General features: G+C 59.3%; 19 protein-coding genes and 2 tRNA genes. 5 read left to right on the top strand and 16 right to left on the bottom strand.

Features of this window, described 5'->3' with window-relative positions:
* Window positions 1–81 precede the first annotated feature (81 nt).
* The 5 genes from ACA044_RS05945 to rimO form a co-directional block, all read right to left on the bottom strand.
* Window positions 82–852, bottom strand: coding sequence for an SDR family oxidoreductase (locus tag ACA044_RS05945; RefSeq protein ID WP_497445539.1), 771 nt, complete (start codon window positions 850–852; stop codon window positions 82–84).
* 206 nt (window positions 853–1,058) lie between these two features.
* Window positions 1,059–1,529 carry a YehS family protein gene (locus ACA044_RS05950; RefSeq protein ID WP_497445540.1) on the bottom strand — a complete coding sequence of 157 codons (471 nt, stop codon included), beginning with the start codon at window positions 1,527–1,529 and terminating at the stop codon, window positions 1,059–1,061.
* A gap of 73 nt (window positions 1,530–1,602) precedes the next feature.
* Window positions 1,603–2,313: an rRNA pseudouridine synthase gene (locus ACA044_RS05955; RefSeq protein ID WP_497445541.1), complete on the bottom strand. Its 711-nt coding sequence runs from the start codon at window positions 2,311–2,313 to the stop codon at window positions 1,603–1,605.
* Between the two features lie 191 nt (window positions 2,314–2,504).
* Window positions 2,505–2,978 carry an acetyltransferase gene (locus tag ACA044_RS05960; protein ID WP_497445542.1) on the bottom strand — a complete coding sequence of 158 codons (474 nt, stop codon included), beginning with the start codon at window positions 2,976–2,978 and terminating at the stop codon, window positions 2,505–2,507.
* Window positions 2,979–3,090: 112 nt separating this feature from the next.
* Window positions 3,091–4,428, bottom strand: coding sequence for a 30S ribosomal protein S12 methylthiotransferase RimO (gene rimO, locus ACA044_RS05965; protein ID WP_497445543.1), 1,338 nt, complete (start codon window positions 4,426–4,428; stop codon window positions 3,091–3,093).
* 445 nt (window positions 4,429–4,873) lie between these two features.
* Between rimO and ACA044_RS05970 the strand changes: the two genes are divergently transcribed.
* Window positions 4,874–6,775, top strand: coding sequence for a potassium transporter Kup (locus ACA044_RS05970; protein ID WP_497445544.1), 1,902 nt, complete (start codon window positions 4,874–4,876; stop codon window positions 6,773–6,775).
* Window positions 6,776–6,838: 63 nt separating this feature from the next.
* Here the strand turns inward: ACA044_RS05970 and ACA044_RS05975 are convergent, their stop codons facing one another.
* From ACA044_RS05975 to ACA044_RS05990, 4 genes are all read right to left on the bottom strand, one after another.
* Window positions 6,839–8,134, bottom strand: a complete 1,296-nt coding sequence (locus ACA044_RS05975) for a virulence factor family protein (RefSeq protein ID WP_497445545.1) — start codon at window positions 8,132–8,134, stop codon at window positions 6,839–6,841.
* Window positions 8,134–10,776: a bifunctional lysylphosphatidylglycerol flippase/synthetase MprF gene (mprF, locus tag ACA044_RS05980; RefSeq protein WP_497445546.1), complete on the bottom strand. Its 2,643-nt coding sequence runs from the start codon at window positions 10,774–10,776 to the stop codon at window positions 8,134–8,136. The genes ACA044_RS05975 and mprF overlap by 1 nt, the downstream gene beginning before the upstream one ends.
* A gap of 277 nt (window positions 10,777–11,053) precedes the next feature.
* A tRNA-Met gene (locus ACA044_RS05985) sits at window positions 11,054–11,130 on the bottom strand.
* A gap of 218 nt (window positions 11,131–11,348) precedes the next feature.
* Window positions 11,349–11,425, bottom strand: a tRNA-Met gene (locus tag ACA044_RS05990).
* A gap of 299 nt (window positions 11,426–11,724) precedes the next feature.
* Here ACA044_RS05990 and dinB point away from each other — a divergent pair.
* Window positions 11,725–12,786, top strand: coding sequence for a DNA polymerase IV (gene dinB / locus ACA044_RS05995; protein ID WP_497445547.1), 1,062 nt, complete (start codon window positions 11,725–11,727; stop codon window positions 12,784–12,786).
* Window positions 12,787–12,923: 137 nt separating this feature from the next.
* On the opposite strand, the gene ACA044_RS06000 is transcribed toward dinB, so the two are convergent.
* The 4 genes from ACA044_RS06000 to ACA044_RS06015 all read right to left on the bottom strand — a co-directional run bounded on the left by ACA044_RS06000 (window position 12,924) and on the right by ACA044_RS06015 (window position 17,709).
* Window positions 12,924–13,877 carry a hypothetical protein gene (locus ACA044_RS06000; protein WP_497445548.1) on the bottom strand — a complete coding sequence of 318 codons (954 nt, stop codon included), beginning with the start codon at window positions 13,875–13,877 and terminating at the stop codon, window positions 12,924–12,926.
* A gap of 17 nt (window positions 13,878–13,894) precedes the next feature.
* Window positions 13,895–15,610 carry a proline--tRNA ligase gene (locus tag ACA044_RS06005; protein ID WP_497445549.1) on the bottom strand — a complete coding sequence of 572 codons (1,716 nt, stop codon included), beginning with the start codon at window positions 15,608–15,610 and terminating at the stop codon, window positions 13,895–13,897.
* A gap of 141 nt (window positions 15,611–15,751) precedes the next feature.
* Window positions 15,752–17,311 carry an AmpG family muropeptide MFS transporter gene (locus ACA044_RS06010; RefSeq protein ID WP_497445550.1) on the bottom strand — a complete coding sequence of 520 codons (1,560 nt, stop codon included), beginning with the start codon at window positions 17,309–17,311 and terminating at the stop codon, window positions 15,752–15,754.
* Window positions 17,312–17,355: 44 nt separating this feature from the next.
* Window positions 17,356–17,709, bottom strand: a complete 354-nt coding sequence (locus ACA044_RS06015; RefSeq protein WP_497445551.1) for an MGMT family protein — start codon at window positions 17,707–17,709, stop codon at window positions 17,356–17,358.
* A gap of 156 nt (window positions 17,710–17,865) precedes the next feature.
* Between ACA044_RS06015 and ACA044_RS06020 the strand changes: the two genes are divergently transcribed.
* Complete coding sequence (locus tag ACA044_RS06020; protein ID WP_497445552.1) at window positions 17,866–18,873, top strand: DUF481 domain-containing protein; 1,008 nt, start codon at window positions 17,866–17,868, stop codon at window positions 18,871–18,873.
* A 159-nt stretch (window positions 18,874–19,032) separates the two neighbouring features.
* Here the strand turns inward: ACA044_RS06020 and ACA044_RS06025 are convergent, their stop codons facing one another.
* Window positions 19,033–19,242, bottom strand: coding sequence for a cold-shock protein (locus tag ACA044_RS06025; protein WP_002554837.1), 210 nt, complete (start codon window positions 19,240–19,242; stop codon window positions 19,033–19,035).
* 354 nt (window positions 19,243–19,596) lie between these two features.
* Between ACA044_RS06025 and dcd the strand changes: the two genes are divergently transcribed.
* The gene (dcd, locus tag ACA044_RS06030) at window positions 19,597–20,163 is read left to right on the top strand and encodes a dCTP deaminase (protein ID WP_007904652.1); all 567 of its coding nucleotides are present in this window, start codon (window positions 19,597–19,599) and stop codon (window positions 20,161–20,163) included.
* Window positions 20,164–20,270: 107 nt separating this feature from the next.
* A complete protein-coding gene (locus ACA044_RS06035) occupies window positions 20,271–20,480 on the top strand; it encodes a hypothetical protein (protein WP_497445553.1) in 210 nt (69 codons plus the stop codon).
* 122 nt (window positions 20,481–20,602) lie between these two features.
* Here the strand turns inward: ACA044_RS06035 and ACA044_RS06040 are convergent, their stop codons facing one another.
* Window positions 20,603–21,367, bottom strand: a complete 765-nt coding sequence (locus tag ACA044_RS06040) for an ABC transporter ATP-binding protein (protein ID WP_497445554.1) — start codon at window positions 21,365–21,367, stop codon at window positions 20,603–20,605.
* Window positions 21,368–21,380: 13 nt separating this feature from the next.
* Complete coding sequence (locus ACA044_RS06045; RefSeq protein WP_497445555.1) at window positions 21,381–22,499, bottom strand: succinylglutamate desuccinylase/aspartoacylase family protein; 1,119 nt, start codon at window positions 22,497–22,499, stop codon at window positions 21,381–21,383.
* Window positions 22,500–22,505 lie beyond the last annotated feature (6 nt).

Here is a 22,505-nt window from a genome sequence, read left to right on the forward strand (position 1 = left end):
TTTTATGGCGTACACAAAATTTGTGTTCGCTCGAGAACCCTGTGGGAGCGTGGCTTGCCCGCGATGGCCGCACCGCCAATCTCAGAGACTGAACCCACCATCCAAAGGAATAATATTCCCAGTCATATACGCCCCGGCCGTACTCGCCAGGCTGATCGCCAACGCCGCCATTTCTTCCTCCCGCCCCCAGCGCTTCATCGGAATCAGCGCCGTATCCTGCGCCAGCGCCTGTTCATCATTGCCGATGTGCTGCGTCATCTTGCTCGGGAAGCGCCCCGGTGCGATGACGTTGACGTTGATGTGCTGGCTCACCAGTTCCCGCGCCAGAATCCGCGACAACTGATGCAGGGCAGCCTTGCTCGGGCCATAGGCATACGCCTGTTCGCCAAAGGACGAAATCCCCGCCACCGAGCCGATATTGATGATTCGCGCCGGATTGGCTTCGGAACCTGCTTTTCGCAATAGCGGTAAAAACTGCTGGATACAGTTGAACACCGACGTGACGTTGAGCTGCATGACCTTTTCCCAGCCCTTGACCGGGTAACTCTCCAGCGGCGCGCCCCACGTGGTGCCGGCGTTGTTCACCAGAATATCCAGCTGACCGATCTGTTCACTCAGGTGCGCAGCCAATTGCTGGACGCCTTCTTCATGGGCCAGGTTGGCAGCTAACGCGTGACAAACCCCGAAGGCACTCAGTTCGTTGGCAGTTTGCTGACAGGCCTCGGCATCCCGGGCACACACGTACACGGTGGCGCCAGCCTCGACATAAGCCTTGGCGATCATTTTGCCGATACCGCGGGTGCCGCCGGTCACCAGAGCGGTGCGGCCTTGCAGGGAAAAGTACGGGTGCATAGGGCGAGTCCTGAGGGCAAAGGGTCAGTACACCCTAGTTGTCAGCCGCCGGAAGCGGAGCCACTATTTTTGAGAGGAATGAGGGTCTATATAGCCTTGAGCGGCCACGGCCCGTGTAGGAGCACAGCTTGCTGGCGAAGGCGTTTTGAAGATCGCCTTCGCGGGCAAGCCTCGCTCCTACAGGGACCGTGGCGTTCGTGGGCGATTTACTGCGGGCGAACGCGCAGGGTCAGGCCCTTGAGGAAGTTGCGCAGCAACTGGTCGCCGCAGGTGCGGTAGTTGGTGTGGCCGAACTTGCGGAACAACGCGCTCAGCTCAGGCTTGGATACCGGGAACTCGGACGCCTTGAGGATGGCGTGCATGTCGTCTTCCTTCAGTTCGAAGGCCACGCGCAATTTCTTGAGGATGATGTTGTTGGTCACCGGCACTTCGATCGGCTGCGGCGGACGGCTTTCGTCCTTGCCGCGCTTGAAGATCACCAGGCCATCGAGGAAATGCGCCATGACCTCGTCCGGGCAGCGTACGAAGCCTTCCTCGTCTTCCTCTTTCTTATCGAGGTACGTCAGCAGGTCTTCCAGGGCCACGTCCATGCCGCCGAGCTTGATGATCTCGATGACTTTCTTGTCGCTGATGTCGAGCATGTAGCGAACGCTGCGCAGTACGTCGTTATGAATCATGGTGTGCAATCCTGATATTCAGCAGTGGGCGCCGCAAGCAGCGGCGCCGAAATGTGTGGCGGCATGAAAAGTCTTAGAACTTCTCTTTGCCGGACAGGTAGCGCCATTGCCCCACGAGCACTTTGCCAATGGACACGCCGCCGATGCGGATGCGACGGATGGCGACGACCTTCAGGCCGACGGCCTGGCAGAACAGGGCGATCACGCCCGGTTGTGGGTTCTTCATGGCAAAGCGCAAACGGTTTTCGTTCTGCCAGCTGGCTTTGACCGGCGGCAGTTCCTTGCCCTTGTACGTCAGGCCGTGATTCAGGCGGTTGAGGCCGTGAGCCACCATGTCGCCTTCGACCTCGACCACATACTCTTGCTCGATCTTGGCGGAATCGGCCGTGAGCTTGCGCAGGATCTTCCAGTCCTGGGTGAACACCAGCAGACCGCTGGCGTTGGCCTGCAGGTCGGTGCTGGCGGTCAGGCGCAGGAAGTGGCCCTTGAGCGGACGTTTGCTGAAGCGGTGCTCTTCGCTCAGGGTTTCGGCGCTGATGGTTGCCATGGCCGTTTCCGCGTCCATGCCCGCCGCAACGTTGAACAGGATGGTCACCGGCTCCGGCGCAGTGGCCTTGGCCTCTGGGTCGAGCTCGACTTTCTGGGTGTCGACCTTGAACTGCGGCTCGTCGATGACTTCACCGTCCACGGTGACCCAGCCGCCCTCGATGAACAGCTCAGCCTCCCGACGGGAACAGCCGACGAGTTCGATGAGGCGTTTGGAGAGACGAATCGGGTCAGTCATGACAGGGCCGTAACAAAAAAGGGGTGGGCATTGTACCTGCCTGGCGCGGGTTAATCCCGGCTCCATTTGCCGCATGTGCTTTTAATGTGGGAGCGAGCCTGCTCGCGAAGGCGTCATTAGCTTCAACATCAATGTTGATTGATAAGCCGCTTTCGCGAGCAGGCTCGCTCCCACAAGGGTTTCATGTTGTGTCAGCCATTGCGCGTCAATTGCTGGTTTTGGCGCAAACGCATGTGCAGCAACGGATAGGGCTGACCCATGCCGTCGTGCTCGGAGCGGCCGATCACCTCAAAACCCTGTTTGAAGTAAAAACCCAAGGCCTGCGGGTTCTGCTCATTGACGTCCAGCTCATCGGCGTTCAGGTGTTCCAGGGCGTAGCGCAGCAATTGCTTGCCCAGGCCCTTGCCGCGGTGGTCCGGATCGATGAAGAGCATTTCGATCTTGCCCGCCGCCACGCCGGCGAACCCGGTGATGCGCTGACGTGAGTCTTTGGTGCAGATCAGCATCACCGCATCGAGGTAGCGGGTCAGCACCAGATTCTTCAACAGTTCGATGTAGCTGTCGGGCAGAAAGTCATGGGTGGCGCGCACCGAGGCTTCCCACACTTGGGTGAGTTCTTCGTAGTCGCTCTGTTTCGGTGTGTGAATGACCGAGTGTTGGTGCATGCCCGCTTGCCTCTCTTGCGTGGATGACGCGAGTTCTTTCTCTTACAAAACGATAGACGTAAAAAAGCCCCGCATCTCGTCAAGAGAGCGGGGCTTTTTGTATTTTTTGCGTTTAGATCTGTTCAGCCCACAGGTCGTATTCGTCGGCGTCGGTCACTTTGCACCAGACTTTGTCGCCCGGTTTCAAGTTGCTGCCGTTATCGATGAACACGTTGCCGTCGATTTCCGGGGCATCGAAGAAGCAGCGGCCGACTGCGCCTTGCTCGTCCACTTCGTCCACCAGTACTTCAATTTCACGGCCAACGCGCATTTGCAGACGCGCCGAGCTGATGGCTTGCTGGTGCGCCATGAAGCGGTCCCAACGGTCTTGCTTGACGTCGTCCGGCACAATGGCCGCGTCCAGCAGGTTGGCCGGTGCGCCTTCGACTGGTGAGTACTGGAAGCAGCCGACGCGATCGAGTTGCGCTTCGGTCAGCCAGTCCAGCAGGTACTGGAAGTCTTCTTCGGTTTCGCCGGGGAAGCCGACGATGAAGGTCGAACGGATGATCAGGTCCGGGCAGATCTCGCGCCAGTTCTTGATGCGAGCCAGGGTTTTGTCTTCGAAGGCCGGGCGTTTCATGGCTTTCAGGACTTTCGGGCTAGCGTGCTGGAACGGGATGTCCAGGTACGGCAGGATCTTGCCGGCGGCCATCAGTGGAATCAGCTCATCGACGTGCGGGTACGGGTAAACGTAGTGCAGACGCACCCAGACACCGAGGGTGCTGAGGGCTTCGCAGAGTTCGGTCATGCGGGTTTTCACCGGCGCGCCGTTCCAGAAGCCGGTGCGGTATTTCACGTCGACGCCGTAGGCGCTGGTGTCCTGGGAGATCACCAACAGCTCTTTGACGCCGGACTTGACCAGGCGCTGGGCCTCATCGAGCACGTCACCGACCGGGCGGCTGACCAGTTTGCCGCGCATCGACGGGATGATGCAGAAGCTGCAGCTGTGGTTGCAGCCTTCGGAAATCTTCAGGTAGGCGTAGTGGCGCGGGGTCAGTTTGATCCCTTGCGGCGGCACCAGGTCGATCAGCGGGTTGTGATCCTGACGCGGCGGCACAACGGCGTGCACGGCGTTGACCACTTGCTCGTACTGCTGCGGACCGGTCACGGCCAATACGCTTGGGTGCACGTTGCGGATGTTGCCTTCTTCGACGCCCATGCAGCCGGTCACGATGACCTTGCCGTTTTCCTTGATGGCTTCGCCGATCACTTCCAGGGATTCGGCCTTGGCCGAGTCGATGAAACCGCAGGTGTTGACCACCACGACGTCGGCGTCCTGATAGGTGGACACAACGTCATAGCCTTCCATGCGCAGTTGGGTAAGGATGCGCTCGGAGTCGACCAGTGCTTTGGGGCAACCCAGGGATACGAAACCAACCTTTGGATTGGCCGGCGCAGGAGTGGTGGACATGTCTAACCTCGGTGTTTTGGGACGCCTCCAGCCGAAGACGGCAAGGCGACTGACGGGCGCTTGGCGTCCTGCCTCGTGAATACGCTGCTTTTTGACGAGTGACTGTTGTTGCCAGGCAAGGCGCCGCGCCGAGTCATAGCTCGCTATGGCGAGAAGCGGCAACGCAGCATGGCAACAACAGGCGCCGTCAAAAAACAGCAGTATTCGCGAGGCAGGACGCTTAGCCTCTGATCAAAAAGTGCGCAATTCTAGCGGTGAGAGGTGCACTTGACCAGCTTTATGCAGGGAAATACGACGAGTGCTGCGCTATGCTTCGCGCCGTTACGCTTTACCGAATTTTTACAGTCAAGAAAACGTCTGTAACAACAAGTAAAACAGCGCATGCTGCACGGCAAAACATAGTGCTTCTTCGAAGAAGTCCGGGTCTGAGTAGTAGGAGTGATGGATGGGGCAGGCAAGTAGTCAGGCGATAGCCGCCGGGCATTCGGCGGCGAAGCCGATCAGTATGCTGGTCGCGGCGGTCGGGGTGGTTTACGGCGATATCGGCACGAGCCCGTTGTACACCCTCAAAGAGGTTTTTGCCGGGCATTATGGGGTTCCGGTCAACCATGACGGAGTATTCGGGATTCTGGCACTGATCTTCTGGTCGCTGATCTGGGTCGTTTCGATTAAATATGTGCTGTTCATTCTTCGCGCCGACAATCAGGGTGAAGGCGGGATCATGGCGCTGACGGCACTGGCTCGTCGTGCTTCGACGCCTTATCCGAAGTTGCGCGCGCTATTGGTGATTCTGGGATTGATCGGTGCTGCGCTGTTTTATGGCGATAGCATGATCACCCCTGCCATTTCCGTTCTGTCGGCGGTGGAAGGGCTGGAACTGGCGTTCGAGGGGCTGGAGCGCTGGGTCGTACCATTGTCGCTGATCGTGTTGGTGGGGTTGTTCCTGATCCAGAAACATGGCACGGACCGCATCGGCAAGCTGTTTGGCCCGGTGATGGTGTCGTGGTTTGTGGTGCTGGGTGTACTCGGCATCAACGGGATAATCAAACATCCTGAAGTACTCAATGCACTCAACCCGGTGTGGGGTGTGCGTTTCTTCATTGTGCATCCGGGCATGGGGGTGGCGATTCTCGGCGCGGTTGTGCTGGCCTTGACCGGTGCCGAAGCGCTTTACGCAGACATGGGCCACTTCGGCCGTAAGCCGATCGCTCGTGCCTGGTTCGCGCTGGTGTTGCCGGCGTTGGTGCTGAACTACTTCGGTCAGGGCGCCTTGTTGCTGGAAAACCCTGAAGCTGCACGTAACCCGTTTTACCTGTTGGCGCCAGGCTGGGCGTTGATTCCTCTGGTGATCCTGTCGACGCTGGCCACCGTCATCGCCTCGCAAGCGGTGATCTCCGGTGCGTTCTCGTTGACCCGTCAGGCGATTCAGTTGGGCTACATCCCGCGCATGCGCATTCAGCACACCTCCAGTGCCGAACAGGGGCAGATTTACATTGGTGCAGTGAATTGGGCGCTGATGGTTGGGGTGATTCTGCTGGTGCTGGGGTTTGAGTCTTCCGGTGCGCTGGCCTCGGCCTACGGTGTCGCCGTGACCGGGACCATGTTGATCACCAGCATTCTGGTGTCGGCGGTGATGCTGCTGCTTTGGAAGTGGCCGCCGGTGCTGACGGTGCCGATATTGATCGGCTTCTTGTTGGTGGACGGGCTGTTCTTCGCCGCCAACGTGCCGAAAATCATTCAGGGTGGTGCCTTTCCGGTGTTGGCCGGGATTGTGCTGTTTGTCCTGATGACCACCTGGAAACGCGGTAAAGAGCTGCTGGTCGATCGTCTGGACGAGGGCGGGCTGCCGCTGCCGATTTTCATCAGCAGTATCCGCGTGCAACCGCCGCATCGGGTCCAGGGCACCGCCGTGTTCCTTACCGCTCGCCCGGACGCCGTGCCTCACGCGCTGTTGCACAACTTGCTGCATAACCAGGTGCTGCACGAGCAAGTGGTGTTGCTGACGGTGGTGTACGAAGACATCCCGCGCGTCCCGCCGCAACGGCGTTTCGCGGTCGATTCCTACGGCGAAGGGTTCTTCCGGGTGATCCTGCATTTCGGCTTCATCGACGAGCCGGATGTGCCGCAAGCGCTGAAGCTGTGTCACCTCGACGACCTGGACTTCAGCCCGATGCGCACCACTTACTTCCTCAGCCGTGAAACGGTCATCGCCTCCAAACTCGAAGGCATGGCCCGCTGGCGAGAGGGGCTGTTTGCTTTCATGCTGAAGAACGCCAACGGCAACCTGCGCTTCTTCAACCTGCCGCTGAACCGGGTGATTGAGTTGGGTACCCAGGTCGAGATGTAAGCCCCATGAAAAAGCCCCCGTTGCCAGTGCGGTAGCGGGGGCTTTTTTGTGGGCGGTGTCAGATCACTCCTGAGCAGCCGTCTCCTTCGCTTGACGCTTCTCGATCACATCCACCAGCCGCTGGGCCAGCGCCGGGTAGTTCTCGTCGAAGTGATGCCCACCAGGCAGTTTCATCGCTTCGCCCACGGCGGTCTTGTCGGTGCAGCCGCTCTCGTCGACTTCTTCCTCACCGTAAATGCACACCACTTTCGCAGGCGGCAGCTTGGCCATTTCCGGGCCGGTGGCGGCTTCTTTGCCGGCGTTGCCGAGCCAGCCTTCGACTTCGATCTCGAAGCTGCCGGTGCGGGCGAAGGCCAGCAGGATGATTGCGTCGACCCGCTGCTGCTCCGCTTCCGGCAGGCGGTTGTAGATGGCGGGCAATACGTCGGCACCGAATGAGTAGCCGGTCAGGATGAAGCGCTTGGTGCCCCATTTCTGCCGGTAGTGCTGCATCAGTTCGGTGAGGTCCAGAGCGCTTTGTTCCGGGCTCTTGTGCTGCCAGTAGTAACGCAGGGTGTCGATGCCGACCACCGGGTAGCCGATCTTGGCCATTTCGCCAGCCACGTCGCGGTCCAGGTCGCGCCAGCCGCCGTCGCCGGAGAGGAACAGGGTGACGGTGTCCCTGGCCTGGCCGGCCGGGACTTCGACCACCGGGATCTGTAGGCCACCAGCGGCTTTATCGCCGCCGACGAGTTTTTTGCGCAGTTCGTTGTTCAGCACTTGCGGCAGGTTGATGTCGTAGTCGCTGATGCTGGTTTCGGCATTGGGCTGGTCACGCACGAAGCCGGCGCTGGTGTCGTCCGGGTTGTCGTTCCAGGCCACCAGCCAGTGCCCGTGAGCGGCACTTTTTGGCAGCAGGTGAGTGCAGCCGGGTTTTTCCAGGGCCAGGTCAACCGAAATGGCCTGAGTCTTGTCGTCCTTCTGTTCGGACAACCAGCGCCACGCCAGTACAGCGCCAGGGCCGATACCGCTGACCAGGGTTGCCGGGCCTTTGAGTTCTCTTAAACCCGATTGCAATGCGCGGCTTTGCAGCAGGCAGTCTTTGGGCAAAATCACTTGAACAATCTGCGCCGAGCCGCTGCGGCTCAGGGTCAGCAACTGTTTGTCGCTGAGCTTCTGGTCTTCATTGACTGCCACCAGCACCTGGGCCCGTGGCGTGGTGCCGGGGATGACGCGGGTCATCGCGGCGCCGTCGGCCGGCGTCAGCCGTTCGAGGGTCGGTTCTGGTGCCGGGCGTTTCAGGTACCAGTAACCGCCACCGACAATCAGGGCCAGCACTACCAGTGTGGCCAGTACGTACCGCAGGGAGCGTTGAATCATCAGCGTTTCACCAATCCAGTCAAGCCGCCTGCAATCAGGGCGGCAGTGTCGGCCAGGGCAACCAGCGGATCGAGTCCGGCGGGCACGGCCATATAACGGGGTTCCCAGTCGGGCTGGAATTTGTCTTTGAAGCGGCGCAAACCTTGGAAGTTGTACAGCTGCTCACCACGGCGGAATACCATCGAGCCCAGACGCTGGGTCAGTGGTGCGCCGCGTCGGGGTTGTAACCCCGACAATGGCACCATGCCCAGGCTGAAGCGCGCGTATCCATGATTTTTATAATGTTGAATCAGGCCGACCATCATGAACTCCATGGTCAGCTTGGGGGCGTCGGGGTGTGCGCGCATCAGGTCGAGGCTGGCCAGTTCATGGCCGTAGGTCTCGAGCAGGTTGGCGAACGCCACCGGGCGCCCTTCGAAACGAATCACTGCGACGCGGAAGTGCCTGAGGTAATCATCACTGAAACGCCCAAGCGAGAAGCCTTTTTCGCGCACGTTCTTGCCGGTCAGCCAGGCGTCCGAAATGGCCTTGAGCTCATCCATCGGCGCTTGCCCCGGCTCATGGATCTCCAGCGACAGGCCGTCACGGGTGCCGCGGTTCCAGGTGTAGCGCAGGTCCTTCATCTCTTTGCCCTTGGCTTCGAGATCAAAGCGGTGCAGATCGACCCGGGCTTCTTCGCCGAGCTTGATCGCGGTCAGGCCGATGTCCATGTAGTACGGCAGATTCTCGGCGCGCACTTGATAGAACACAGGGCGGGCGTGGTGGATATCGCACAGGTCGCGGAACTGCCAGATCATTTCCGCCCGTTGCTGGGTCGGGCCGATCGGGTCATACAGCGCCACCAGGCTGCGACCACGGCGGGCGTACATCAGAAACGCCTCGTCGTTGGGGTGAAACAGCAGCGCCTTGTCACCGGTCAGGGCCAGGCCGCCATCTGGTTGGGACGAGGCCATGAGAATTTTTACCGCGCGATCCAGCTCATCGGGCGTTGGCAGATGGATCACCGGGCGCGCGGTGCGCAGCAGCCAGGTCAGGGACACCACCACCAGCAGGACCGCGGCGCCGAGCAGAGAGCGCAGGCCACGCGGGGCATCAGCATCGAGGGTGAACTGCCACCAGAGTTGATGACTGTAGGGAACGTCCTGATAGGCGAACAGCAGCAGCCAGATCGACGCGCCGAGTACGCAGAGGCTGGCCACCAGATATAGCGGCGAAAACGGCACTTCGGTCAGGCGACTGGGGCGATAGAACGAGCGCCGGAAAACCCCCAGCAAACTCGCCGTCAGGGTCATCAGGCAAGCCTCTTCCCAGTCGAACCCTTTAAGCAGAGAGAGTAGGGCGCCGACCAACAACAGAATGGTGGTCAGCATCCACGCGGCCGACAGCCGGCGACGCAGCCCCTGAGCCAGCAGCAGGCAGAGCACGCCCACCAGGCTGGCGCCGAAGTGCGAGGCGTCTACTAGTCGATGCGGAATCAGAAAACCGATGTGTTCAAGGCGGGTATCGATCTCCGGCGTCACGCCGGAAAACAGCAGCACCACGCCGGACAGGAACACCAGCACCGCCAAAATCGGCGCGGCCATGCCAGATGCAGCACGCAAGGACTGGCGCGATTGAAACAGGCGCTGGCCTTCGTTGACCAGCAGCAGTACGCAAGCCACCAGCAGCGGCAACACCACGTAGATCAGGCGGTAGAGCAGCAGGGCAGCAGCCAGTGGCGCGGCACCGAGCTTGTCGGCGAAGGCAGCGAGCAAAATCGCTTCGAACACCCCGACACCACCCGGCACATGGCTGAGCACGCCAGCGGCCAGGGCCAATAGATAGACCAGCAGGAATGCACCAAAGGGTGGCGCTTCCGGCAGCAACAGATAGAGCACGGTCGCGGCGGCGGCCACGTCCAGAGCGGTGATGACCAATTGCAGGAACGTCAGACGGCGACCCGGCAGACGCAAGGTGCGGCGACCGACCTTGACCAGCAGGTTGTCCGGGTAAGGCTGTTCCGGTAAGCGACGGCGATAGATGCCAATGGCCAGCACCGTGGAGAGCAGCAGCACGGCCACTGCAATCGCACCCAGTAATGTTTCGGAGAAGCCCAAGGCCATGGAGGCGGCGGGCAGGTTGCTGAGGGTGGCGAGGGCGGCTAGGGGCGGAAGGGCGCAGCCGAGTGAGAGGCTGGCAAACAAGGTCATGTGCGCGACTTCCGAAGCCCCCACACCATGACGTGCATATAAACGGTAGCGAACCGAGCCCCCCGACAGCAGCGACAAACCGATGGCATTTCCGATGGCGAAGGCAGTGAAACCGCCCAGTGCCAGTACGCGCGGCGCGAGCGTGACGCCGGCATAACGGCTGGCCGACCATTCGTAGCCCAGAAGAATGATGAAGCCGGCGACGGTCGCTGCGAGCGCACCCAGCAAGGCCGGTTTAGGCACTTCCAGAATCGAGTCGTGCAGCGCGTACAGATCGAGTTCGCTCAGCAGGTGACGACAGGCAATCAGCGCGATGGCGAACAACAGCAAAGTGACCGCCAGCCCGATGGGCTGACGGTATTTGCTGATTCGATCCAGCAAGCGCAGACGCTCGGCTTTGATCGGTTGTGTCGCTGTGACGGTGTCTTGTGGATCAGACGAGTTGGCGCGCATCAATCACCTCTTGGATTGTGCGCGACAGGATGGAGGTATCCAGCCAAGTTACCAATCCCTGTAGAAAAAAATAATCACAAATATTAACGCCTCTCACCGGATGTGGGCGATGGCGCGTCATCAGTCGTACAGGGTTCTGTCTGTGGTTCAGCATGGACTGAACTCACAGTCTGGCGATCCCGAACGGCTCACTGCACGGTGACAGATCATTGTTGCGAAAGGACTTTTTCAACAGATACAAAAAAGGCCACTCTTTCGAGTAGCCTTTTTTGATGTTTGGTTGCGGGAGCCGGATTTGAACCGACGACCTTCGGGTTATGAGCCCGACGAGCTACCAGACTGCTCCATCCCGCGTCTGTGTGGCGGCATTCTACAGGCGAACGCCTGAGTGTCAACCGTTAATCCAAGTATGGGTCAAATAAGCGAGAAGCAGCGGCGAACAGTCGCAGGGAAGACCTAAGTTTCAGAATCAGAACGATTTCTTTTTTTGCCGTAAGGCATGGAACGCTGATTTTTTACAAAACAGGCGCGCACAAAAAAGGCCACTCTTTCGAGTAGCCTTTTTTGATGTTTGGTTGCGGGAGCCGGATTTGAACCGACGACCTTCGGGTTATGAGCCCGACGAGCTACCAGACTGCTCCATCCCGCGTCTGTGTGTCGGCATTCTACAGAGGATCGCCGGGCTGTCAACCTTCAATCTCGGTAAAACCTGTTCCTGTTCAATCGCTTAGGTGAAATTAAGGGCGGGAGATCGGCCTGAAACGCAGGCAGAGCAAGGCTTGTGGTTCTATCGGGAGGGGGTTTTCGATTGAGAAAATAAATTCCTGTGGCTTTTCCTACGGGTAGAAAAGAACATTCAGACTACTGGTGCTATATACAGGTGTCGGTGAGATACTGCCCGTCCGGCTCGCCAATACTTCATTTCTTTGCCATGAACAGCGCTTTTATATGACGCAGCGAAAAATCATCCACGTCGATTGTGACTGTTTCTACGCCGCCATCGAGATGCGTGACGATCCGCGCCTGGCCGGTAAGCCTTTGGCGGTGGGCGGCTCGGCGGATCGGCGGGGGGTGATTGCCACCTGTAACTATGAAGCACGGGCTTATGGCGTACGCTCGGCCATGTCTTCCGGACATGCCTTGAAACTGTGCCCGGACCTTACCATCGTCAAGCCGCGCATGGAGGCCTATAGAGAAGCTTCGAAGGAAATTCATACGATCTTTCGCGATTACACCGACCTGATCGAGCCGCTTTCCCTGGATGAGGCCTACCTCGACGTGTCGGACAGTGCGCATTTTGGTGGCAGCGCCACGCGAATCGCCCAGGACATTCGCCGCCGCGTGTCCAACCAGTTGCACATCACCGTGTCGGCCGGCGTGGCGCCGAACAAGTTTCTCGCCAAGATCGCCAGTGACTGGAAGAAACCCAACGGCTTGTTCGTGATCACCCCGGATCAGGTGGAAGACTTTGTCAGTGGTTTGCCGGTGAGCAAACTGCACGGCGTTGGCAAAGTGACCGCCGACAAACTGAGCAAGCTCGGCATCGTGGATTGCTCGCAATTGCGTGAGTGGAGCAAATTGGCGCTGGTGCGCGAATTCGGCAGTTTCGGCGAGCGACTCTGGAGCCTGGCTCGTGGGATTGATGAGCGGTTGGTGCACAACGACAGTCGCCGGCAGTCGATCAGCGTCGAAAACACTTACGACGTGGACCTGCCGGATCTGGTGAGTTGTCTGGATAAATTGCCGGAGTTGCTAGAGTCCCTGAATGGCCGCGTAGCACGGATCGACAGCAGCTATCGTCCGGGCAAGCCGTTCGTCAAAGTGAAATTTCATGATTTTACCCAGACCACGCTGGAGCAGGCCGGGGCAGGGCGGGATCTGGGGAGTTATCAGTTGCTGCTGACCCAGGCCTTCAATCGCGGCGGGAAACCGGTGCGGTTGTTGGGGATTGGGGTGAGGCTGGAGGATTTGCGGGGCGGGTTTGAGCAGATGGAGTTGTTTGAGCGGTAGGGGCAGGGTTTTGGTGCGGTGGTGAATGTAATGACGCCTTCGCGGGCAAGCCTCGCTCCTACAGATTCATGCCGGTTGCGAATTTCGCGCATGACGGAAAACTGTAGGAGCGAGGCTTGCCCGCGAAGCTTTTGGCTTTAATTCGGCCCCGGATCCGCCACCAGTCGCCCGGCATCCTTGGTCAGCGACTTGAGGAATTCGGTTTGCAACTCGGGATCGTTGCGGGTCAGTTCGATCAGGCTCTGTTCCAGTTCGCTGGCTTCTTCTTCCAGACCCAGTTCCGACAGACGTTTGACCCGGTGCACCCACTGGCTCACTTCGTCATCTTCGAGATCGTCGTAAATCAGCCCGTGAGCTTCGAGCAGCTTGCCGCGCAAGGTGTTGCTGATCGCCAGGGACGAGTCGGTATGCACATCGTCCTTGTTATCCTCGACGCTGATCTGCAGCTTGCCCAGATGATTGAGGTCATGTTCGGCGAACGGGCTGTCCAGCAAATTCAGGCGCAGCACGCCATTGCGGTCGGTGCTCAGTTCGAACGTATTTTTGCCGGCCTTGACCTGCACCGGGCGCTCGCTCCACGGCAGGCTCGAGTATTCCGTGCGCTTGTCGCGCTGGACTTCGTCGATGCCCGCCAGGTTCTGTTGCGCACGACCATGAGACTGCGCGTTCATGAACGGGTTGAGCCCGGCGAAACCATAGCTGAGCCAGTCCTTCGTCACGCTGTCCGGCAGATTGCCGAGGGTGAACACGTTGACCACGTTCGCGCCGACACCGGCCACCACGGCCACCGCGCCCAGCGGGATCTCATAGACCTCCCGCCAGGGTTGGTAAGGTGTGTAGCGATCATAGTGGCGCGTGACTTCGAACTCGGTGACTTCGAAGGTCTTCTGCTCGTGGATTTTCACCCGGCGTTGCGGCAGCTCAAGCACCTTGGGCTCACCGACATCGATCTGCAGGCTGTGATCGAGCAATTTGCGCTCGACCCGTTCCTCGTGCTCGCTGCGTTGTGACATCTGATTGGCACAGCCGCTGACCAGCAGGGCGCCGCACAGGGCGGCGCCACCGAGGCCTAAGGTGTTTCGCTTGAACATGACGTCTCTATCTGGTGTCAGCGGCGGATACGGGCCTGGAGGAAAGACAACACATCAGCGACCGGCAGCGCTTGCGCCTCGGCCTCTGTGCGGCTCTTGTATTCCAGATTGCCGTCGGCGAGGCCACGGTCACTGACCACGATCCGGTGAGGAATGCCGATCAGCTCCATGTCCGCGAACTTGATGCCCGGGCTGGTTTTCTTGTCGCGGTCGTCCAGCAGCACTTCGAAGCCGGCGGCAGTCAGTTCTGCGTAGAGCTTGTCGGTGGCTTCGCGAACCTGTTCGGTTTCGTAGCGCAGCGGTACCAGAGCAATCTGGAACGGGGCCAGAGCGTCGCTCCAGATAATCCCGTTCTCGTCATTGTTCTGCTCGATGGCCGCGGCCACCACGCGGGACACGCCAATACCGTAGCAGCCCATTTCCAGGGTGACCGGTTTGCCGTTCTCGCCCAGCACTTCGCACTTCATCGCTTTGCTGTACTTGTTGCCCAGCTGGAAGATGTGCCCGACTTCGATGCCGCGCTTGATTTCCAGGGTGCCTTTGCCGTCAGGGCTCGGATCGCCCGCCACGACATTGCGCAGGTCGGCAACGGTCGGAACCGGCAAATCGCGTTCCCAGTTCACGCCGAAGTAGTGCTTGTCGTCGATGTTGGCACCGATACCGAAGTCGCTCATCAGTTCGACGGAGCGGTCAATGATGATCGGCAGTGGCAGGTTCAACGGGCCGAGGGAGCCGGCACCGGCGCCAATGGCGTCGCGCAGTTCGGCTTCGGAGGCCATGACCAGCGGGCTGGCAACGCCAGGCTGGTTGGAAGCCTTGATTTCGTTCAGTTCGTGATCGCCACGGATGATCAGGGCAATCAGCTTGCCTTTCTCTTCTGCGTGCACCACCAGGGTCTTGATGGTTTTTTCGATAGGCAGGTTGAAGCCTTCGACCAGTTGCGCAATGGTCTTGGCGTTTGGCGTATCGACCAGACGCAGCGCTTCGGTCGCGGCGGCGCGCGAGGTTTCCCGCGGTACGGCTTCGGCCTTTTCGATGTTCGCAGCGTAGTCGGAACCGTTGCTGAAGACGATATCGTCTTCACCGGATTCGGCCAGCACGTGGAACTCGTGGGAGCCGGCACCGCCGATCGAGCCGTTGTCTGCTTCAACCGGACGGAACTTCAGGCCCAGGCGGGTGAACACGTTGCAGTACGCCTGATGCATGCGGTCGTAGGTGATCTGCAGCGAAGGCTGATCAGCATGGAACGAATAGGCGTCCTTCATGATGAACTCGCGGCCGCGCATCAAACCGAAGCGTGGGCGGATTTCGTCACGGAATTTGGTCTGGATCTGGTACAGGTTGATTGGCAGCTGTTTGTAGCTGCTCAACTCGTTGCGCATCAGGTCGGTGATGACTTCTTCGTGAGTCGGGCCGGCGCAGAAGTCGCGACCGTGGCGATCCTTGAAGCGCAGCAATTCAGGGCCGTACTCTTCCCAGCGACCGGATTCCTGCCACAGCTCAGCCGGTTGGGTGCTCGGCATCAACACTTCGAGAGAGCCGGCGGCGTTCATTTCTTCACGCACGATGGCTTCGACCTTGCGCATTACTCGCAAGCCCATGGGCAGCCAGGTATACAGGCCCGAGGCGAGTTTGCGGATCATGCCGGCGCGCAGCATCAGCTGATGGCTGATGACGACCGCGTCGGAAGGCGTTTCTTTCTGTGTGGCGAGCAAAAATTGACTGGTGCGCATGGTTGGCCGTTGTCGGTTGCTGATGACGAGAAATGACGGAACATTGTACGGGCGAGATCTGCTGGCGTACAGGAGTGCGGCCGGCTGTGTGGCAGGAGGGCGAGAATCTGCTCGCCCTCGGCGATGTCCTGCGTAAAGAGCCTACGATTCTTCTGCGACGGGGGTCTGAGCCGGTTCTGTTGTCGGTGTCGGACCTGCGCGGCGGTTTTCCTGAAACCAGTGCAGGGCGATCAACAGCAGGGTCGGAACGCCCAGCAGGGCGGTGATCAGGAAGAAATGGTGATAACCGAATTTCTCCACCATGACCCCTGAGTAACCGCCGATCAGGCGGGGCAGCAAGAGCATGATCGAGCTGAGCAGGGCGTACTGGGTGGCGGAGAATTTGAGGTTGGTCAGGCTCGACAGGTAAGCGACGAATGCCGAAGTCGCCAGGCCCGAGCTGAAGTTATCCAGCGAGATGGTGGCGATCAGCATCTGCAGGTTGGCACCCATGTCCGTGAGCATCAGGAACAACAGGTTGGTAGCGGCCGATGCAACGCCACCGATGAACAGGATGGGCAGAATGCCGAAGCGTACGATCAGCAGGCCGCCCATACCGGCGCCGACCAGCGTCATGATCAGGCCGAAAATCTTGCTGACGCTGGCAATCTGATCCTTGGTGAACCCCTGGTCGATATAGAACACGTTGGCCATTACGCCCATGACCGTATCGGACATCCGATAGGTGGCAATCAGCCCGAGCAGCAGCAGGGCTTGCCAGCGGTAACGCAGAATGAAGTCGTTGATCGGCATCAGCACTGGCGCCAGGCCACGGCGGCCCATGGCCGACAAGCACAGACCGGTCAGCGTGATATAGAGGATCGCCCGCAGGAATGCGCGGTCTTCGAGCAGCAGGTCGAGCAGGCTTACACCCTGGAACAGTACGCTGGCGAAGTCAGTGTTATAGAGCTGGGTGAACATGGCCGGCACGGACACCAGCAGAACGATCAGCACGAACACTGACATCAATTGATGTACAAAGCTGTAGCGTCCGGCCTGTAATTGAGTGCGCAGTGGCACCGGGGGTTCGCGCATGAACAAGGTGGTCAGCAGCGCCGGGATCATCAAGACGCCGAACAGCACGTAGGTGCCGGTCCATGCCGCATGCTTGTAGTTGAAGCCTGTGGAGCCGAAGCCTTCGGCGAAGAACAGTGCGCCAGCCGTCGCCAGCAGGGCCGCGACCCGATAACCGGCCATGTAGCTGGCCGCCAGCGCGGCTTGACGGGTTTCGTCGGCGATTTCCAGGCGATAAGCGTCGACGGCGATGTCTTGCGTCGCCGAGGCGAAGGCGACCACCACGGCAATGGCGATCAGCCAGGACAGGTGCTTTTGCGGGTCGCAGAACCCCATGCCGATCAGGCCGAGGATCACGAGTGTCTGGGCCAGCACCAGCCAGGAGCGTCGTCGACCGAGCTTGCCGAGTAATGGCAGGCGCCATTGGTCGAGCAGCGGGGACCAAACCCATTTAAAGGCGTAGGCCAGGCCGATCAGGCTTGCGTAGCCGATGGTTTCGCGGGCAACACCAGCTTCGCGCAACCAGACTGAAAGCGTCGAAAACACCAGCATGTAGGGCAGGCCGGCGGCGAAACCAAGCAGCAACAGCACGAGCGTTGAGGGGCTGGCATAGGCGGCGAGCGCGGCGCGCCAGGTTTTACGGGGCATGGGCTGGAGTCTGCCTCAAGAATTACGGAAACAAAGCGCGCACTCTAACCGCTGTGCTCTACCGGGCGCCAGCCATGGCGCTGAATATCAACACGATTGTTCAGGACACTGATGCCTTCCATACGCAATCGGGCCCGTTGTTCATCCCCAGAAGGGCTGCCTGCGGGCAGGCTGATCCGACCGCCGGCACCCAGTACGCGGTGCCAGGGTAATTTTGTGTCGCCGGGCAGTTGGCTCAGTGTTCGTCCGACCCACCGGGCGGCGCGACCCAGTCCTGCCAGCTCGGCGAGCTGGCCATAACTCACCACTTTACCCTCAGGCACTTGCGCCAGGGTCAGGTAGAGCGCCGTGCGTCGGATTTGCGCCGCGCTTTCGGTTTCAGCGGTTGGGTCGGTCACGTCGGGGGTTCCTGAAAAGTACCGTCTGTAGAGTAAATCCTGGATTGCCGGCTGAGAAATGAACTCAATAGAAATAGTCGGGTCAGTGCTTGCTATGGCCTTATTCCTACGGATAATGCCGACTTTTTTTCGCAAAGTTGAGCTTTCGATTCGCTTATGTTGTCCAGAACCTTGCTGTGCCTCGCTGTCGTCAGTGCGTCTACTCCTTTGTTCGCCGATACCGTGTGGTTGAAGAATGGTGACAAATTGAGCGGCAAAATCACCGTCTTCGATGGTGGCAAACTGCTGATTCAGACCGAATACGCTGGCGCGATCCCGATCGACTGGAAACAGGTCAAAACCCTGGAGAGTGACCAGCAATTGCTGGTCAAACAGGATGCCTACACCGGCGAGAAGGCCAAGTCGCTGCACGCGGCAGAGGACGGCAAGGTGACCCTGGCCAACGGCGATGGCCCCAAGACCGTGGAGCTGGCCAGCATCCAACAGATGCTCAAGCCCAAACCGGTGGTTGAAGATCTGGTGTGGAAAGGTAATGTCGACATGGCGCTGGATTATCAGCGAGCCGAAAAAGACACTGATGATTATGACGTCGGATTCAAGACCACTGCGCGTCATGGTCGGTGGCGTCATACGGCGGAAGGTGAGTACAACCGTGAATTTCAGGATGACGTCGTCACCACTGACAACTGGCGTGCCGAGTATTCTCTGGACCGATTCCTCACTGAGAAATGGTTCTGGCAAGGTCGTTTGAACTATAAGCGCGACAAGGTCGAAGAGCTCTCTCGTCAGCGTGTGGTCGGTACCGGTCCCGGCTATCAGTTCTGGGATGACGAATTGGGAGCCTTCTCCCTTGGGTCCCTGCTTAACCATACGGATTATGAGTACAGGGATGGTGGCAAGGATAGCTTCTATTCCCTGGCCATGAAGTGGGACTACAACCGCTACCTGATCGGCAAGAAGGTCGAGTTCTTCACCAACGGCGAAGTGGGTAAGCCGTTGTCGGGCGTGGCGGATTACGCCCTCGATGCCGAGGTCGGCCTACGCTACAAAGTCACCGATTGGGCGTCGCTGAACCTGAAGGCGGAGAAAGACATCATCAGCGGTACCGATGATGCTGACTTGAGCAAGACTCGCTACACGGCGGGGTTTGGCGTGGCCTGGTAACGCACTGAAAGATCAAAAGATCGCAGCCTTCGGCAGCTCCTGCAGGGATCCAGATGTAGGCGCTGCCGAAGGCTGCGATCTTTTTTGCCAACACAAAACACACAGGCACAAAAAAGCCCCGCTTTTGAGGGCGGGGCTTTTTACTAAAGCTGTTACAAGTTAGATAACTTGAACTTCTTCAGCTTGCATGCCTTTCTGACCGCGGGTAGCGATGAAAGAAACCTGTTGGCCTTCTTTCAGGCTTTTGAAGCCGTCGGATTGGATAGCTTTGAAGTGAACGAACAGGTCGTCACCGGATTGTGGAGTGATGAAGCCGAAGCCTTTTTCATCGTTGAACCACTTAACGGTACCGGTTTGGCGATTAGACATGGTGTAACTCCTTGAACAAAGATAACTGCGACGCAGGAAGAACCCTGGCCGAGACTGAGTGCAAAGAGCAGGAAAAATTCTTGTAGATGGTTGGATCGAAATTCAACATATCGTGTAGAGATTCTCAGTGACACAAGCAGCACAGTGGCGCCACCTTAACCCTTTTTCCGGAACGTGCCAATGGTTCTTGCGAAGGTTTCTCTGTTTTCATGACTGACGGTGCATCGAATGGCGGTGAAGACCCGGAATTCACGGGGGATCGTCGAGAATTGTCTCCCGGACTTTGAACCCGGAGCGCCTGCCCGGTAAGATGCCGGACAGAATTTTTCCACCTCGCTATTCAGGACACCCGCCATGAGCATCAAATCGGACAAGTGGATTCGCCGCATGGCGCAAGAGCACGGCATGATCGAGCCTTTCGTCGAGCGCCAGGTGCGCGGCAGCGACGATAGCCGTGTGATCTCCTACGGCGTGTCCAGCTACGGCTACGATGTGCGTTGCACCAATCACTTCAAGGTGTTTACCAACATCAATTCGGCGATCGTCGACCCGAAAAACTTCGATGCTGGCAGCTTCGTCGACATCCACAGCGACGTGTGCATCATTCCGCCGAACTCCTTCGCTCTGGCCAGCACCGTCGAATACTTCCGCATCCCGCGTAACGTATTGACCATTTGCCTGGGTAAAAGCACCTACGCGCGTTGCGGCATCATCGTCAACGTCACGCCGCTCGAGCCTGAGTGGGAAGGTCACGTGACCCTGGAGTTCTCCAACACCACCAATCTGCCGGCGAAAATCTACGCGAACGAAGGCGTGGCGCAGATGTTGTTCCTTGAGTCGGACGAAGAGTGCGAAGTCTCCTACAAGGACCGTGGCGGCAAGTACCAGGGCCAGCGTGGCGTGACCTTGCCGCGTACCTGAGTCAGCCGTCTGACAAACCGTTGGAATTCCTGAGCGGGCGTACACTCTATGAAGTGTACTGCTCCGATTCGCGCAAGGCGGATCGGGCCATCGCTCAGGAGTGCTCCATGAAGATCGATCCGCGAATAAGTGCCGAACTGGCAAGGCTTGAGCCCAATCAGGTTGGCGTGCTGGCCTGGTCCTTGTTGGCACATCCGCCTGTCAGCATGGCAGGGGGCATCCCCGGCCAGCCTGATCCCGACACCCCCAACGAACAACCGACAGAACCCGGAGAGCCGACTATTCCGGACGAACCACCACCCGCGCCAGTCGCCTGATATCTGTTAGCGAAATCCGCTTTTGTAGGAGCGAGGCTTGCCCGCGATGAAGGCAACTCGGTCTATATGATGACCGCGTTATCGTTCTTCGCGGGCAAGCCTCGCTCCTACAGGACGGTGGGTTACTTGAGGTTGCCGCTGAGGAACTGCTTCAACCGCTCACTCTTCGGATTACCCAGCACATCTTCCGGCGCACCTTCTTCCTCCACCAGGCCCTGGTGCAGGAACAGCACCTGGCTCGACACCTTGCGGGCGAAGCTCATTTCGTGGGTGACCATGATCATGGTCCGGCCTTCTTCGGCCAGGCCTTGAATCACTTTGAGCACTTCGCCCACCAGTTCCGGGTCGAGCGCCGAGGTCGGTTCGTCGAACAGCATGACTTCCGGTTCCATGGCCAGTGCGCGGGCAATGGCTACCCGTTGTTGCTGGCCACCCGAAAGAAACGCCGGGTACTGATCTGCGACGCGTTCCGCCAGGCCAACCTTGTCGAGGTAACGTCGGGCACGGTCTTCGGCCTCTTTCTTGCTGCAGCCCAGCACCCGGCGCGGGGCCATGGTGATGTTTTCCAGCACCGTCATGTGGCTCCACAGGTTGAAGTGCTGGAACACCATGGCCAGGCGGGTGCGGATCCGTTGCAATTCATCGGCGTCGGCCACGTGGATGCCGTGACGATCCTTGACCATGCGGATGTTCTGGCCGTCCAGGCTCATGGTGCCGTCGTTGGGTTGTTCGAGAAAATTGATGCAGCGTAAAAAGGTGCTTTTGCCCGAGCCGCTGGCGCCGATCAGGCTGATGACGTCGCCGGTTTTGGCCTTGAGCGAAACGCCTTTGAGCACCTGATGATCGCCATAGCTTTTATGCAGGCCTTCGATGGTCAGTTTGTACATGGGGCATGCATCCTCAAGGCGAAAGTAGATAGCCGCTGCGATAGGCTTCGGTGCCCGCGACGTGGGCGATCACCATGCCGGCAGTGGCCATGCGCCGCAGCGAGCGGGCGTACATCAGCCCGGCGGCGGTGCAATGAACAGGGGTGACGCGATCATTGATCGGGTCGATGACTTCGGCGATCAGTTGCCCGGCTTCCAGGTATTCCCCAGGCAGGGCAGTGAACACCAGCAATCCGCCCACGTGTGTCGCCACCGGTTCGACACCGGCCAGCGGCGTGGCCGGGTAGGGCAGTTGCGGTAAGGGGGCCGGTTCACCGGCAATCGCACCGAAGTAAATCAGATAATCGATCAGCGCCTGGCAATCGAGGCTGGCCAGCGGGTGATTGACGTCGCCCTGGCCGCGCAATTCGACGGTGACTGAAAAACTCCCCAGCGGAATCTCGAAATGCTCGCCGAAGCGTTCTTTCAACTGCCACCAGAGCAGAGTGAAGCATTCATCGAACGATTGACCACCCGAGTCGGTGGCCAGCAGGCTGGCTTCGGAACCGATGTAGCGCGCCAGCGGTTCGACCTGAGGCCAGGCCTCGGGCGTGGTGTAAAGGTGCGCCACGGCTTCGAAATCGCAATGCAGGTCCAGCACCATGTCTGCATCGCAGGCCAGCCGTTGCAAGGTCAGGCGCTGGGATTGCAGTTGGGTGGCGGCGGTCTGCCGCGCCAAAGCCTTGCGCAGTCTGTTGCGGATCAGTTCGAGGTTACGTTGCGGATCGTCGCCGAGCAGGCCTTCGATCTCGTTACCCACTTCTTCACTCAAGTCGACGAACCAGCGATTGAAATTCTGCCCGCTTTCCAGCTCGTAGCGGCCCAGTGGAACGTCCATCAACACTTGTTCCAGGCCGACCGGGTTGGCCACGGGCACCAGCACGATTTCGCTGCGCAGCCGGCCAGCGGCTTCCAGCTCCGCCAGACGTTGCTTGAGGTGCCAGGCCACCAACATGCCGGGCAATTCGTCGGCATGCAGGGAGGACTGGATGTAAATCTTGCCTTTGGCCGCCTGCGGGCCGAAGTGGAAACTGTGAATCTGTCGCACGGTCCCCGGCAGCGGGGCCAGCAGGTCATGAATCTGGTGGCGCATGTACGA

The sequence above is a fragment of the Pseudomonas sp. LBUM1673 genome, assembly GCF_059695645.1.

What these genes read in the sequence shown, in the direction of transcription:
- ACA044_RS05945 (WP_497445539.1), bottom strand. Translation starts at nt 852, where the DNA reads ATGCACCCGTACTTTTCCCTGCAAGGCCGCACCGCTCTGGTGACCGGC.
- ACA044_RS05950 (WP_497445540.1), bottom strand. Translation starts at nt 1,529, where the DNA reads ATGATTCATAACGACGTACTGCGCAGCGTTCGCTACATGCTCGACATC.
- ACA044_RS05955 (WP_497445541.1), bottom strand. Translation starts at nt 2,313, where the DNA reads ATGACTGACCCGATTCGTCTCTCCAAACGCCTCATCGAACTCGTCGGC.
- ACA044_RS05960 (WP_497445542.1), bottom strand. Translation starts at nt 2,978, where the DNA reads ATGCACCAACACTCGGTCATTCACACACCGAAACAGAGCGACTACGAA.
- rimO (WP_497445543.1), bottom strand. Translation starts at nt 4,428, where the DNA reads ATGTCCACCACTCCTGCGCCGGCCAATCCAAAGGTTGGTTTCGTATCC.
- ACA044_RS05970 (WP_497445544.1), top strand. Translation starts at nt 4,874, where the DNA reads ATGGGGCAGGCAAGTAGTCAGGCGATAGCCGCCGGGCATTCGGCGGCG.
- ACA044_RS05975 (WP_497445545.1), bottom strand. Translation starts at nt 8,134, where the DNA reads ATGATTCAACGCTCCCTGCGGTACGTACTGGCCACACTGGTAGTGCTG.
- mprF (WP_497445546.1), bottom strand. Translation starts at nt 10,776, where the DNA reads ATGCGCGCCAACTCGTCTGATCCACAAGACACCGTCACAGCGACACAA.
- dinB (WP_497445547.1), top strand. Translation starts at nt 11,725, where the DNA reads ATGACGCAGCGAAAAATCATCCACGTCGATTGTGACTGTTTCTACGCC.
- ACA044_RS06000 (WP_497445548.1), bottom strand. Translation starts at nt 13,877, where the DNA reads ATGTTCAAGCGAAACACCTTAGGCCTCGGTGGCGCCGCCCTGTGCGGC.
- ACA044_RS06005 (WP_497445549.1), bottom strand. Translation starts at nt 15,610, where the DNA reads ATGCGCACCAGTCAATTTTTGCTCGCCACACAGAAAGAAACGCCTTCC.
- ACA044_RS06010 (WP_497445550.1), bottom strand. Translation starts at nt 17,311, where the DNA reads ATGCCCCGTAAAACCTGGCGCGCCGCGCTCGCCGCCTATGCCAGCCCC.
- ACA044_RS06020 (WP_497445552.1), top strand. Translation starts at nt 17,866, where the DNA reads ATGTTGTCCAGAACCTTGCTGTGCCTCGCTGTCGTCAGTGCGTCTACT.
- ACA044_RS06025 (WP_002554837.1), bottom strand. Translation starts at nt 19,242, where the DNA reads ATGTCTAATCGCCAAACCGGTACCGTTAAGTGGTTCAACGATGAAAAA.
- dcd (WP_007904652.1), top strand. Translation starts at nt 19,597, where the DNA reads ATGAGCATCAAATCGGACAAGTGGATTCGCCGCATGGCGCAAGAGCAC.
- ACA044_RS06035 (WP_497445553.1), top strand. Translation starts at nt 20,271, where the DNA reads ATGAAGATCGATCCGCGAATAAGTGCCGAACTGGCAAGGCTTGAGCCC.
- ACA044_RS06040 (WP_497445554.1), bottom strand. Translation starts at nt 21,367, where the DNA reads ATGTACAAACTGACCATCGAAGGCCTGCATAAAAGCTATGGCGATCAT.
- ACA044_RS06045 (WP_497445555.1), bottom strand. Translation starts at nt 22,499, where the DNA reads ATGCGCCACCAGATTCATGACCTGCTGGCCCCGCTGCCGGGGACCGTG.